Raw genomic sequence first — 12,853 nt, forward strand, 5'->3', positions numbered from 1 at the left:
GAGATAATAGCTATCTCACTGTCTGGTGTAAAGCATAAATTGTCATTATCTTTCTGTTTGACTATTTCGGCAGCAATTTTGTGGTTTGTGCTGCCATTTCGTACTCACTATTTGCGATCTGATACTAGTTATCCATTTTTACTGGCGTTAGGCCTTTAGCTCGATCTTCTATGGCATCTTCTAATTCAAACCCTGACTGCTTCCATGTACCCGCTTCTTCTGGATTAAATTTCTCTTTTGACCATTCAGCTGCTGACTCAACATTAAAGCTCGCTTCGCTCCATTGCTGTGATTGTTCAGCATTAAAGCCGCTCTTACTCCATTTTTGAGCTTTAGCTGCATCAAAGCCTATCGCTTTCCAATCTGCAATATCTCTTTCTGACATTCCTTTCCAGGTTGCTGGCGATGAAGCACAGCCATAGATAAGACACACAAAGATGGCACCGATTAACTTTTTCATTGAATACTCCCTTAACTGTAAGTGTACGTAATTGATGAAAAAATCATCAACATTAAATATAGTTAGCAGATATCACAGTTTCAAGTTAGCGATAGGGAATTATGAGATTAATAGCAAAACACCACGAAATGACTAACTAATAATGCTTTATTACGGGTGTTTTAATAAGTAGGCAGAGGTTTTAGGTATTAAAAAGGCCACATAGTGTGGCCTTTTGTGTCAAACAAGCACGTACTAAAACGTATTAACTACGCTGGCGGTTTGATTTAGGACGCGCTGCGGTAGTTTTGTGCTTACGCACGGCTCGGCGGATCTTAGCGCCTTTCACTTTAGCACGAGCGACACTGTGTTTATCAGTACCTAACATGGTGCGAGTTTCAGGCTCTAGACCTGCAACTTGCCGCAAGTAGTTTACTTGCTCCATATCCAGTTCAACCCAACCGCCACGAGGTAGTGACTTAGGTAGCTCAACCATGCCGTAACGAATACGGATAAGACGGCTAACTTGCACTTCTTGTGATTCCCATAAGCGGCGAACTTCGCGGTTACGCCCTTCTTTTAGGGTCACATGCCACCATTTATTAAGGCCTTCACCACCAGCAGCTTTGATGGTATCAAAGTTGGCAGGACCATCTTCTAATGTCACGCCTTTACGAAGACGTTGAACTGCCGCTTCAGGTACATCACCAAATGTGCGCACCGCATATTCACGGTCAACTTCATTTGATGGATGCATTAAACGGTTAGCTAGTTCACCATCAGAGGTAAATAACAGTAAACCTGAAGTATTGATATCCAAACGCCCTACCGCTACCCAACGTGAGTCACGTATTGTCGGTAAACGTTCGAAAACCGTTGTTCTGCCTTCAGGATCTTTACGACTACAAATTTCACCTTCTGGCTTATGGTATGCCAACACACGACAAATAATGTCATCTTCGGTTTTGATGGTTATAGCACGGCCATCGATACGGATTTTAGCTTCTGCTTCAACGCGATCACCTAAGTTGGCAATTTCTCCGTCTACACTAACACGGCCTGCAGCAATCCATGCCTCCATCTCACGACGGGAGCCATGGCCTGCACGGGCCAAGACTTTCTGCAATTTTTCGCTCATCTAGTTCGACTCTTCTGTTTGTTGTGACGCCATTGAGACTTTCTCAAATAACGCCTGCAATGACTCTTCATCCGATAGCGACGGTAAGTCTGCTAGGGTTTTCAAGCCAAAATAAGATAAAAATTCACTGGTGGTGGCATAGAGTGCCGGTCGCCCAGGCACTTCTTTATGACCCACTGTTTTTACCCAGTGTCTATCAGCTAAACTCTTTATTATGTGGCTGCTGACGGCCACACCTCTTACATATTCAATATCACCGCGAGTAACTGGTTGCCTGTATGCAATTACTGCTAAGGTTTCTAAGGTCGCACGTGAATATTTAGGGGATTTCTCTTGCCACAATGGTTGTAAGAATTCACTTAACAGCTCTTGGGTTTGAAAGCGATAACCACCAGCCACTTCGACCAGTTGTACCCCACGCTCTTGATAATCTTGTTGTAATTCATCGAGGCATTCTTTAATGCGTGCTCGAGAGACATCAAATTTCACTAATACTGTGTCTTTTAATGCTTTTACGGTTAGTGGTTTACCCAACACAAATAAACTGGCTTCGATTAATTGTTTTAATTGAATCATGTTTATTTGCATGGTCATCCTTTATCGTATCTTGTGCAATGCAGCTTAAAACGCTTTGACATAAATGGGGGTTAACGGCTCGTTTTGAACCAAATCAACCAATAGCTCTTTAACCAGTTCCATTAAAGCTAAAAAGCTCACTACCACGCCAGCTCGGCCTTCACTAATGTCAAATAAATCAGTAAATGGCACATAATGCTCGGTCGATAGTAAAGCTAATATCTGACTCATGCGTTCACGGGTCGATAATAGCTCGCGTTTTACATGGTGATGTTCGTTGGCATCAATTCTTTTGAGTACCTCTGAAAATGCTTGAGCAATATCAACTAAAGACACTTCAGGTGGCATCACCATTGGTTTTACATTGGGCGAGAGTGTCGCTTTCGCTAAAAATACATCTCGCTCTAGCCTCGGAAGTTCATCTAAATCAGCTGATGCCTGTTTGATAACTTCATAAGCTTTCAATTGACGAATCAAAACTACCCGAGGATCTTCATCATCGTCTTCTTCGGTTGCCATTTTAGGCAACAGTCGTCGTGATTTTATCTCGGCTAATGTGGCTGCCATGACTAAATAATCAGCGGCAAGCTCTATTCGCGCTTCGGTTAAAATTTCAATATAAGCTAAATATTGGCTGGTGATTTTTTCTATTGGTAAGTCAACAACGTCGAGTTTTTGCTTACGAATTAAGTACAACAATAAATCTAGCGGGCCTTCGAATGTTTCTAAAAACACCTCAAGGGCTTCAGGAGGAATGAATAAATCATTAGGCATTGCGTCAAACGCTTCGCCTCGAACAACCGCTAAAGGTAAACTTTTCTGGATACCTTGCATTGTCGTCCCTTAATTTAATGATTAAAATCAGCTTTCTAAGTCAAATAACTTATTAAACTACATTACTACTGTTTGGCTATATCTGTTGTATTTCACAAAGATTAAACTTATATCAACTAAGTATTCAGCAAATATCTGCATCTAATTTTAGCGAGAAATTACCAAACGCGCGATTATACGCACTATTGACTGTGGTTGAAACCACTATCAATCAAACTTGTGCATTCAACCGTTGCAAGGGTTATTCAAAAATACTGGTATCGCCGGCGCCTTGACGAATTATATCGATATCGCCTTCAGACATATCTATAACCGTGGTTTGATTTTCAGCAAGGTAACCACCATGAATAATAGCATCGACATTGTGCTCTAAAATATCTCGAATATGCTCAGGATCAGACTCAGCAAATTCTGCATCTGGCATCACTAAACTGGTAGACATAATTGGCGCTTCTAACGCTTCCAATAATGCCAGTGCAATTAAATTGTTTGGCACACGAATACCAATGGTCTTTTTCTTGTCACATTGTAGTCGACGCGGCACTTCTTTACTGGCTTTAAAGATGAAGGTATAAGGCCCAGGTGTGCAGCTTTTCAATAAGCGGTAAGCTTGATTATCCACTCGAGCGAAATTGGCTAATTCTGATAAATCGCGACACATTAACGAAAAATTATTGTCGTTATCAATCTTACGAATGCGCACCATACGGGTCATGGCATCTTTTTCACCGATCATGCAGCCCAGTGCATAACCTGAATCGGTAGGATAAACAATCACCCCACCTTGTTTTAAAATATTAACCGCTTGGCTAATTAATCTCGCCTGCGGGTTTTCATCATGTATATAAAAAAATTGGCTCATGTTCGCTCCGTCCAAGATTCTGCTTGCCACACCCACTGTATTCCAGCAGGTTGGAATAAATTTTTACCCAACTCAATCCAATTACTTGGAAAATGAAAATCACTGCCAATTGACCCCATTAGGTTATTCAAATGACTTAATGCGACCAAGTTGGCTCTATCATCAATACTTTGTTGTCCTAATACGACTTCCATCGCATCACCGCCCGCTTCTTTATATTCACGGACTAATTTTTTAAGCCATTTAGCAGATAGCTTATACCCGCTTGGGTGAGCTAATACCGCAACGCCACCACTACGGTGAATAATATTAATCGCGCTGGCCATATCGCCCCAATTATTGGGAACATAACCGGTTTTATTGCGGGCTAAATACCGTTTAAAAACACTCGGCATATCTTTGGCATAGCCTTTTTCAGCTAACCAGCGCGCATAATGGCCTCGACTGATAGCTGCGCCTGCTGCAAATTTTTGTGCGCCTTCATACGCACCTTCAATACCCGCCTTAGCTAAACGAATACCAATGTCTTTAGCCCGTTGCTCACGTAATTCACGTTGGTTTGTTAAAAACGCAAGTAGCGCAGCATCGGTAATATCCAAATTTAAACCGACAATATGAATATCAAAGTTATTCCAACGAGTTGAAATTTCAACGCCATTAATAAGTTTTAATGGCGTGGAATGTTGGTTATTGTATTGATGCGCTTCAGCCAATCCAGCAACGGTGTCATGATCAGTAATAGCGAGCATTTGCACGCCTTTATCAATGGCACGTTCAACAAGTTCAGCTGGAGTGAGTACGCCGTCAGATGCGGTCGTGTGGCTGTGAAGATCGGCCAATAGGGAGTCTGTTATCATTAGGTTATTGTACTTTAAACTTTGTTAGAATGCTTAGCCATCTAGCGTTTATTTGCTACATATACATCAAATTGCTACTGCTTTAGTCGCTAGTTGTAAAAAAATAATAAATTTGAGAAATATTCAATTGACTTTATAAGCCAGCTAAGGTCTTCTATAGCTAGTTACAGAATATAAAACCCATTATAAATGACTTCGCAGTGAAATGACCTGCAAATGACATAAAGAGAACCTTTTTAAATGACAAACTTTAACGCGTTAAACATCAGTTGGTGGTGGCACTTCCCAAATTAACGGGTGGTGTGAAGCGTTGTGGTTATTTAAATAACACAAGATTTTACTAAAAAGCCCGCAGAGATGTGGGCTTTTTTGCTATTTACGGCTTGCACTCTCCAATAAAACTAACGCAATCCAAGCTAAAATGAAGAGAACAGAGTATGAAAAAGCACACTATAAGCGAGGCGCAATAAGCATTATGGAACATCAATTTGCCCATGTGGTAACCCAAAAGCAGACCTTAGCATATCACGCTGACCCGCTTAGTCTTTATCAGCATATTACTGCTAATGCGCCGCATACTATGTTGTTAGAGTCAGCAGAAATAGAAAGCAAAGATCATCTTAAAAGTATTGTATTGACCCATGCAGCCATGATGGTCCGCTGTGATGGTTACCAGCTCACCTTTACTGCATTAACTGATAACGGCGCCAGCTTACTTACGCCAATCAGTAACTTTTTCCAATCCAGTGAGCAACAACGCCAAGATAATGTTATTACCATTCATCTTGCTAAAGCCAAAGAGCTACAAGATGAAGATGCCCGCTTAAAGTCCACCTCACCCCTTGATGGTTTAAGAATGTTTGTCCAGCACATACAAACTGATCAAAGTGATGCTTTTGAGGACTTATTTTTAGGCGGTGTGTTGGCCTATGACTTGATTGATACGGTAGAGCCGCTACCTGATGTTCCTAATGCCGACAACGATTGCCCTGATTACTTATTTTATTTAGCTGAAACCTTAATCTTGGTTGACCACCAAACCCAGCAAGCCGACATTATTACTCATCAATTTTTCGACAGTGCAGCTCAAGCCTCGTCACTGCTTGAGCGAGTTACTCAGCTTAAAGCCAATTGCCAAACATTGGCAGCAGTTGCGCCATTGGTCAGTATTGATGCCCCGACTCAAGTCAATATCAGCGATGACGCCTTTAAACAAACCGTGGTTGATTTAAAAGAGCACATTGTTGCTGGCGATATTTTCCAGGTTGTCCCCTCACGTAGCTTTAGCTTGCCTTGCCCTAATACTCTAGGTGCATACCGCGCATTAAGACTGACTAACCCAAGTCCATACATGTTTTACTTTCGTGGTCCTGATTTCACTTTATTTGGCGCATCACCTGAAAGCGCCCTTAAATATGAAGCCGCCACCAATCAAGTTGAAATCTACCCAATTGCGGGTACCCGCCAACGGGGTAAAACTGCCGATGGCCAGATTGATTTTGATTTAGATAGCCGTATTGAACTTGAACTGCGCCTTGATAAAAAAGAGCTCTCTGAGCACTTAATGTTAGTGGATTTGGCCCGTAACGATATTGCTCGTATTAGTCAAAGCGGCAGTCGTAAAGTGGCCGAGTTATTAAAAGTTGACCGCTACTCTCACGTGATGCATTTGGTGAGTCGGGTGACAGGTCAATTACGCGAAGATTTAGACGCACTACATGCCTACCAAGCAAGTATGAATATGGGCACCTTAGTTGGCGCGCCTAAAGTTCGTGCTTCACAGTTAGTTAGACAAGCTGAACAAGCTCGTCGTGGCAGTTATGGCGGCGCTGTCGGTTACCTTAATGGTTTAGGTGATATGGATACCTGTATTGTGATCCGCTCAGCCTTTGTTAAACATGATGTTGCCCATATTCAAGCTGGTGCGGGTGTGGTGTTTGACTCCGATCCCCAAGCTGAAGCCAACGAAACCCGCCAAAAAGCACAAGCCGTTATTTCAGCAATTAAAATGGGAGGCGGACTATGAGCACTCTTTTAAACACAACTGCCAGCCAAGACAATAATATGAAATTATATTTACTCGATAACTTCGACTCATTTACCTACAACTTAGTGGATCAATTCCGCTGCTTAGGCTTTGAAGTGATGATTTATCGTAATGATGTCAGTGCTGATTATTTAGCAGAAAAGCTAATAAGCGAAAACGGTAAAGCCGCATTAGTATTATCTCCCGGCCCCGGTGCGCCTCACGAAGCAGGCTGCATGATGGAGCTTATTGCAAAAGTGGCGGGTAAAGTCCCTATGTTGGGAATTTGTCTGGGTCATCAAGCCATGGTTGAGCATTACGGCGGTAAAGTCGAACGCGCTCCTTTTGTCGTTCATGGTAAAGCCAGTCCAACCATTCATAATGGCGAAGGTGTATTTGCTAACCTGCCTTCACCTCTGCCCGTTGCCCGTTATCACAGCTTAGTCGCCACTCAAGTGCCGGCATGTTTAGAGGTCATTGCCAGTACAGATGATATGCCAATGGCAATTTTGCATCCTCAAGATAAAGTGGTGGGTTTTCAATTTCACCCAGAATCAATATTAACCACTTTAGGCAGCACCTTATTAACGCAAACGCTTACCTACCTAACTCAAACATCTGCAGATGTTGATACGTCAGCTAGTGTTGATTCACCAGTTAAAGGAGCCCTGTAATGGCTGAGCTACAACCACTTTTAGACTCGCTATACCAAGGTAATGCCCTTACTCGCGGCCAAAGTGCGCAATTATTTAGTGCTATTGTTGCTGGCGAAATGGATCCCGTCGCCATGGCGGGCATGTTAGTGGCGCTAAAAATGCGCGGCGAAACCATTGATGAAATAACAGGTGCTGCAGATGCGCTGCGTCGAGCGGCTAAACCTTTCCCACGAAGCGCATCGTCGTTAAGCCAAGGCGTAGTCGATATTGTTGGCACAGGTGGCGATGGCCATAACACCATTAATATCTCTACTACCGCGTCTTTTGTTGCTGCAGCTGCAGGAGCAAAAGTCACTAAACATGGTAATCGCGGCGTATCGAGTAAATCGGGCGCATCTGATGTGCTATCGCACTGCGGCATAGCCTTAACCATGAGCCCTGAATCTGCCAGTAAATGTGTTGATGATTTTGGTTTATGTTTCTTGTTTGCGCCCCATTACCATGCCGGTGTAAGACATGCTGTGCCTGTAAGGCAAGCCCTTAAAACTCGCACCATTTTTAATATTCTAGGCCCGCTGATTAATCCAGCAAAACCTGAAGCCATGTTACTTGGGGTGTATTCACCGAAACTAATCGCGCCGATTGTCAATGTGCTTAATGCCTTAGGCGTGAAACGTGCAATGGTGGTGTATGGCAGCGGTTTAGATGAAGTTGCGTTACATGGCGAAACCCAAGTAGCTGAGCTTAATGATGGCAAAATTCGTTTTTATAAATTAACCCCACAAGACTTAGGTGTTGAGCCTGCAGAAATTAAAGCACTAGAAGGTGGTGAGCCAAGTGACAATGCCCTTATCACCCAAGCAATTTTAAAAGGTGAAGGCCAACCTGCTCATCGTGACGCTGTCGCCATTAATGCCGGCTGTGCGCTTTATGTCAGCGGTGTGTGTGACACGGTACAGCAAGGCACAGCGTTAGCACTTGAAACCATCAACAGTGGTAAAGCTTATGAAGTATTAACCCAACTCGCTGCAGCAAGCCAACAAGAGGATGCGAAATAATGACTACCACTAACTCTGGCGCTAATACAGCGGATAAAGAATCAAACGTATTAACCAAGATTGTTGATACCAAAGTAGCGCATATTGCCTCATTAAAATTGCGCTACCCTGAAGCCAGCTTACAGCCAAAAATTTCAGACCGTAGTTTGTTTGATGCGCTTAAGGCACCCAATGCCGGTTATATTTTTGAATGTAAAAAAGCCAGCCCTTCTAAAGGCCTCATTCGCCCTGTGTTTGATGTTGAAGCCATTGCCGACATTTACGTCAAATATGCCGCCGGTATTTCAGTATTAACCGATGAGCAGTTTTTCCAAGGCGATATAGACTATATTCCGTTAGTACGCGCTCGCGTTAGCCAACCTATTTTATGCAAAGACTTCTTTGTTGACCCATACCAAATCAAGCTTGCGGCTCATCAAGGCGCCGATGCAGTGCTATTAATGTTGTCAGTACTTGATGATGAGCAATACAAGCTTTTAGCCGCTGAAGCCGCAAAATACAATTTAGATGCCTTAACTGAAGTCAGTAATCAACAAGAGTTAGACCGAGCAATTGAACTTAATGCCGCTATTATCGGTATTAATAACCGTAACTTGCGTGACTTAAGTACCGACCTTGCCATGACAGAAGCCTTAGCGCCGCAAATTCCAGCTGACCGAGTTATTATTAGTGAGTCTGGCATTTACACCAACCAACAAGTTAAGCGATTAAATCCACTGGTTGATGGCTACCTTGTTGGCAGTTCAATTATGGCCCAAGATGATATTGATTTAGCCTGTCGTCAGCTCATTTTTGGCAATAATAAGGTGTGTGGTTTAACCCGTTTTGAAGACATTAGCGTGGTAGCTCAAGCGGGCGCGGTATTTGGCGGATTAATCTTTCATTCAAAATCGCCACGTCATGTCAGCGTTGAACACGCGGCAGACCTTGTTAACCAAAGCCAGCAAGCAGGCATTGGACTTCATTTTGTCGGCGTATTTGTCAATCAAGCCAATGCTGAAATCGTTGCAACCGTCAAGGCTGTTGGTTTAAAGGTAGTGCAATTACACGGTAATGAAACCAGCGCCGACATAAGCGAGCTAAAACAATTACTCGCAAGCGCCAAGCTTGATTGCCAAATTTGGAAAGCGGTGAGCGTAGAAAGCAGCACCAATACCGTTGGCGATAAAGCACAAGGCTGTGGCCGATACTTATTCGATAGTAAAAATAGTGCTGGATTTGGCGGCACCGGCGAGACATTTAACTGGCAAGGGTTACTCGATTCATCAGTTATAACAGCGACTGAACGAGATAACGCCATGCTTGCAGGTGGGCTGACACCCGAAAATATATTTGAAGCCAACCAGCAAGGCTTTTATGGCTTAGATGTTAATTCAGGGGTTGAATCTGCGCCCGGAATTAAAGATGCACACAAAATTAATTTAGCCTTTAACGCCATTAGAAAGAATTAGTGCCATTAGGCAAGACTGAATGGCAAAGCGCCTGCTAAACAACAAAATTAAACAGAATCATTAAGGAATACCCATGACAAAGCTTAAGTTAGACCCTTATTTTGGTGAATATGGCGGCATGTATGTGCCACAAATTCTAGTCCCTGCTCTTAAGCAACTAGAAACTGCCTTTGTTGATGCTCAAGAAGATCCTGAGTTTCAAAAAGAGTTTACTGATTTACTGAAAAACTATGCTGGCCGCCCAACTGCGCTGACATTAACCCGTAATTTAAGCCCTAACCCAATGGTAAAAATTTACCTAAAGCGTGAAGACTTACTCCACGGCGGCGCCCATAAAACTAACCAAGTATTAGGTCAGGCATTACTGGCAAAACGTATGGGTAAAAAAGAAATTATTGCAGAAACCGGAGCAGGCCAACATGGCGTTGCATCGGCATTAGCCTGTGCGTTATTAGGGCTTAAATGTAAAGTTTACATGGGCGCTAAAGACGTTGAGCGTCAATCACCTAACGTATTTAGAATGAAGTTAATGGGCGCAGAAGTTATCCCTGTCACCTCAGGCTCAGGTACCCTTAAAGATGCTTGTAATGAAGCCATGCGTGACTGGTCTGCAAGTTATGACAAAGCACATTACTTATTAGGCACAGCTGCTGGGCCGCATCCATTTCCGACAATTGTACGTGAATTTCAGCGCATGATTGGTGAAGAAACTAAACAGCAAATTCTTAAAAAAGAAGGCCGTTTACCAGATGCCGTGATTGCCTGTGTCGGTGGAGGTTCAAACGCCATTGGCATGTTCGCTGACTTTATTGATGAAAAAGACGTTGAGCTTATTGGCGTTGAGCCGGCAGGTAAAGGCATTGATACCCCAATGCACGGCGCGCCGTTAAAGCACGGTAAAACTGGTATTTTCTTTGGGATGAAAGCGCCGCTAATGCAAAATAGCGATGGCCAAATTGAAGAATCATACTCAGTGTCAGCAGGTCTTGATTTCCCATCTGTTGGTCCACAGCATGCTTATTTAAATTCAATTGGCCGCGCTCGATATGAGTCAGCAACCGATGATGAAGCCTTAGAGTGTTTCCAGTTATTGGCTCGCACTGAAGGGATTATCCCAGCATTAGAGTCAGCTCACGCGATCGCTTATGCCGTACGATTAGCAAAAGAGGCAACCAAAGAAACCATTTTAGTGGTTAACCTTTCGGGCCGTGGTGATAAAGATATTTTCACCGTCTCTGACATTCTAGAACAACGTGCTTCAGCTGATGCTGCGAAATAAGGAAATCAACATGTCTGTAAATAATACCAATCGTTATCAAGCTGCTTTCGCTGAATTAGCCGCTAAAAAACAAGGCGCTTTTGTGCCTTTTGTGACCTTAGGCGATCCATCGGTTGAAGTATCACTTAACATCATTAAAACCCTAGTGGATAACGGCGCTGACGCATTAGAGTTAGGCTTTCCGTTTTCAGATCCATTAGCAGATGGCCCTGTGATCCAAGGCGCAAACTTACGTGCCCTAGACTCTGGCACCACAGTGGCTGATTGCTTTGCGCTGCTCACCCAAGTGCGTGAGTTATACCCAGATATGCCTATTGGCTTATTGTTATACGCAAACCTTGTGTTTACTAATGGCATTGATGCGTTTTATAGCAAAGTGCAACAAGCCGGTGTTGATTCTGTGCTAATTGCGGACGTGCCCGTTGAAGAGTCAGCTCCCTTTAGTGAAGCTGCTAAAAAACACGGGATCTCGCCAATTTTTATCGCCCCGCCTAATGCTGATAGCGACACCTTAAAAATGGTCAGCGTTGAAGGTCAAGGCTATACCTATTTGTTATCTCGTGCTGGGGTAACAGGAACAGAGTCAAAAGCTGGTCAGCCCATTGATCAAATACTCGCTAAACTGGCTGAATATAATGCACCGCCACCATTATTAGGTTTTGGTATTGCTGAGCCAAGCCAAGTCAGTGAAGCTATTAACGCTGGCGCTGCTGGCGCAATTTCAGGTTCTGCTGTAGTGAAAATCATTGAGCGAAACCAGCACGATGAAGCGGCATTGCTACAACAGTTAGCTGAATTTACCCGTAATATGAAAGCGGCGACGCATAAGGGCTAATTGAGTAAGCTTACAAGTCAACGGACATAAGCTGACGTTAATTAAAGCAAAACATTGAAACTAAATATGCCGTAATCCAATAGGATTGCGGCATTTTTTTATATTAATGGGGCCAAACATACACAGCGCCAATACCGATCCTCAACGATCAATAAAAACTTATCAAAATTTCCCCAAGTTCAGCCGAACGACGGCGAATCAACTTCAGATCAGCTGCGGTAACTGCTACACTTTGAGCCATTATTTTCCTTTAGCAAACGGACTGCTAACACTTACTTTTAGGTTATTGCATCTAATGAAACAACTGCTTGATTTTCTGCCATTGGTTATCTTTTTTACCGTCTATAAATTTTATGATATTTATACTGCAACAGGTGCGCTAATTGCTGCCACAGCCGTGCAGCTTATCGTGACTTATTTGCTCTATAAACAAGTCGAAAAAATGCATTTAATCACCTTTGCCATGGTGACCTTTTTCGGCACCTTAACCTTAGTGTTCCATGATGACGCATTCATTAAATGGAAAGTCACCATAGTCTATGCCTTCTTCGCCATCGCATTACTTGTCAGCCAGTTAATTGGCAAGCCAATTTTAAAAAGCATGCTTGGCAAAGAAATGAAGTGTGCTGATAACATTTGGGCCAACGTCACTTGGTATTGGGTTACCTTCTTTGTTGCCTGTGGTTTGGCTAATATCTATGTTGCCTTCAGTTTGCCGCTAGAAACCTGGGTCAACTTTAAAGTCTTTGGCTTAAGTGCATTAACACTGGTCAATACTGTTATTACCGTTGTGTATCTGTATAAACATATGGAACATGATGAGTCTGAACAAGCAAAATAAA

13 protein-coding genes are annotated in these 12,853 nt (G+C 43.0%); 7 read left to right on the forward strand and 6 right to left on the reverse strand.

Features of this window, described 5'->3' with window-relative positions:
* Positions 1-124: 124 nt before the first annotated feature.
* The 6 genes from AB4140_RS18220 to rnm all read right to left on the reverse strand — a co-directional run bounded on the left by AB4140_RS18220 (position 125) and on the right by rnm (position 4,706).
* A complete protein-coding gene (locus tag AB4140_RS18220; protein ID WP_102437417.1) occupies positions 125-460 on the reverse strand; it encodes a hypothetical protein in 336 nt (111 codons plus the stop codon).
* A gap of 244 nt (positions 461-704) precedes the next feature.
* The gene (gene rluB, locus AB4140_RS18225; RefSeq protein ID WP_076537086.1) at positions 705-1,577 is read right to left on the reverse strand and encodes a 23S rRNA pseudouridine(2605) synthase RluB; all 873 of its coding nucleotides are present in this window, start codon (positions 1,575-1,577) and stop codon (positions 705-707) included.
* Positions 1,578-2,165, reverse strand: a complete 588-nt coding sequence (gene scpB, locus AB4140_RS18230) for an SMC-Scp complex subunit ScpB (protein ID WP_102437419.1) — start codon at positions 2,163-2,165, stop codon at positions 1,578-1,580.
* Positions 2,166-2,198: 33 nt separating this feature from the next.
* Positions 2,199-2,987 carry a ScpA family protein gene (locus AB4140_RS18235; RefSeq protein ID WP_372002087.1) on the reverse strand — a complete coding sequence of 263 codons (789 nt, stop codon included), beginning with the start codon at positions 2,985-2,987 and terminating at the stop codon, positions 2,199-2,201.
* 241 nt (positions 2,988-3,228) lie between these two features.
* Positions 3,229-3,849, reverse strand: a complete 621-nt coding sequence (locus AB4140_RS18240) for an L-threonylcarbamoyladenylate synthase (RefSeq protein ID WP_372002089.1) — start codon at positions 3,847-3,849, stop codon at positions 3,229-3,231.
* Positions 3,846-4,706: an RNase RNM gene (gene rnm / locus AB4140_RS18245; protein ID WP_102437423.1), complete on the reverse strand. Its 861-nt coding sequence runs from the start codon at positions 4,704-4,706 to the stop codon at positions 3,846-3,848. The genes AB4140_RS18240 and rnm overlap by 4 nt, the downstream gene beginning before the upstream one ends.
* Before the next feature lie 475 nt (positions 4,707-5,181).
* Between rnm and AB4140_RS18250 the strand changes: the two genes are divergently transcribed.
* From AB4140_RS18250 to AB4140_RS18280, 7 genes are all read left to right on the forward strand, one after another.
* Entirely contained in the window at positions 5,182-6,732 is a 1,551-nt protein-coding gene (locus tag AB4140_RS18250; protein WP_102437424.1) for an anthranilate synthase component 1, read from the forward strand.
* Between the two features lie 38 nt (positions 6,733-6,770).
* A complete protein-coding gene (locus AB4140_RS18255) occupies positions 6,771-7,406 on the forward strand; it encodes an aminodeoxychorismate/anthranilate synthase component II (protein WP_102437589.1) in 636 nt (211 codons plus the stop codon).
* Positions 7,406-8,446: an anthranilate phosphoribosyltransferase gene (gene trpD, locus AB4140_RS18260; RefSeq protein ID WP_102437425.1), complete on the forward strand. Its 1,041-nt coding sequence runs from the start codon at positions 7,406-7,408 to the stop codon at positions 8,444-8,446. Before AB4140_RS18255 ends, trpD begins: the two co-directional genes overlap by 1 nt.
* Complete coding sequence (gene trpCF / locus AB4140_RS18265) at positions 8,446-9,897, forward strand: bifunctional indole-3-glycerol-phosphate synthase TrpC/phosphoribosylanthranilate isomerase TrpF (protein WP_102519773.1); 1,452 nt, start codon at positions 8,446-8,448, stop codon at positions 9,895-9,897. Before trpD ends, trpCF begins: the two co-directional genes overlap by 1 nt.
* Before the next feature lie 73 nt (positions 9,898-9,970).
* Positions 9,971-11,176, forward strand: a complete 1,206-nt coding sequence (trpB, locus tag AB4140_RS18270; RefSeq protein WP_102437427.1) for a tryptophan synthase subunit beta — start codon at positions 9,971-9,973, stop codon at positions 11,174-11,176.
* Positions 11,177-11,186: 10 nt separating this feature from the next.
* A complete protein-coding gene (trpA, locus tag AB4140_RS18275) occupies positions 11,187-12,011 on the forward strand; it encodes a tryptophan synthase subunit alpha (protein ID WP_372002092.1) in 825 nt (274 codons plus the stop codon).
* A 295-nt stretch (positions 12,012-12,306) separates the two neighbouring features.
* A complete protein-coding gene (locus tag AB4140_RS18280; RefSeq protein ID WP_076537104.1) occupies positions 12,307-12,852 on the forward strand; it encodes a septation protein A in 546 nt (181 codons plus the stop codon).
* Position 12,853: the final 1 nt, after the last annotated feature.

The organism is Shewanella sp. 10N.286.51.B2 (assembly GCF_041469265.1).
In the GTDB taxonomy this organism is placed as follows: Bacteria; Pseudomonadota; Gammaproteobacteria; order Enterobacterales; family Shewanellaceae; genus Shewanella.

Excerpts from the sequence above, each read along its gene's own strand:
- AB4140_RS18220 (WP_102437417.1), bottom strand. The coding sequence starts at position 460 with ATGAAAAAGTTAATCGGTGCCATCTTTGTGTGTCTTATCTATGGCTGT.
- rluB (WP_076537086.1), bottom strand. The coding sequence starts at position 1,577 with ATGAGCGAAAAATTGCAGAAAGTCTTGGCCCGTGCAGGCCATGGCTCC.
- scpB (WP_102437419.1), bottom strand. The coding sequence starts at position 2,165 with ATGCAAATAAACATGATTCAATTAAAACAATTAATCGAAGCCAGTTTA.
- AB4140_RS18235 (WP_372002087.1), bottom strand. The coding sequence starts at position 2,987 with ATGCAAGGTATCCAGAAAAGTTTACCTTTAGCGGTTGTTCGAGGCGAA.
- AB4140_RS18240 (WP_372002089.1), bottom strand. The coding sequence starts at position 3,849 with ATGAGCCAATTTTTTTATATACATGATGAAAACCCGCAGGCGAGATTA.
- rnm (WP_102437423.1), bottom strand. The coding sequence starts at position 4,706 with ATGATAACAGACTCCCTATTGGCCGATCTTCACAGCCACACGACCGCA.
- AB4140_RS18250 (WP_102437424.1), top strand. The coding sequence starts at position 5,182 with ATGGAACATCAATTTGCCCATGTGGTAACCCAAAAGCAGACCTTAGCA.
- AB4140_RS18255 (WP_102437589.1), top strand. The coding sequence starts at position 6,771 with ATGAAATTATATTTACTCGATAACTTCGACTCATTTACCTACAACTTA.
- trpD (WP_102437425.1), top strand. The coding sequence starts at position 7,406 with ATGGCTGAGCTACAACCACTTTTAGACTCGCTATACCAAGGTAATGCC.
- trpCF (WP_102519773.1), top strand. The coding sequence starts at position 8,446 with ATGACTACCACTAACTCTGGCGCTAATACAGCGGATAAAGAATCAAAC.
- trpB (WP_102437427.1), top strand. The coding sequence starts at position 9,971 with ATGACAAAGCTTAAGTTAGACCCTTATTTTGGTGAATATGGCGGCATG.
- trpA (WP_372002092.1), top strand. The coding sequence starts at position 11,187 with ATGTCTGTAAATAATACCAATCGTTATCAAGCTGCTTTCGCTGAATTA.
- AB4140_RS18280 (WP_076537104.1), top strand. The coding sequence starts at position 12,307 with ATGAAACAACTGCTTGATTTTCTGCCATTGGTTATCTTTTTTACCGTC.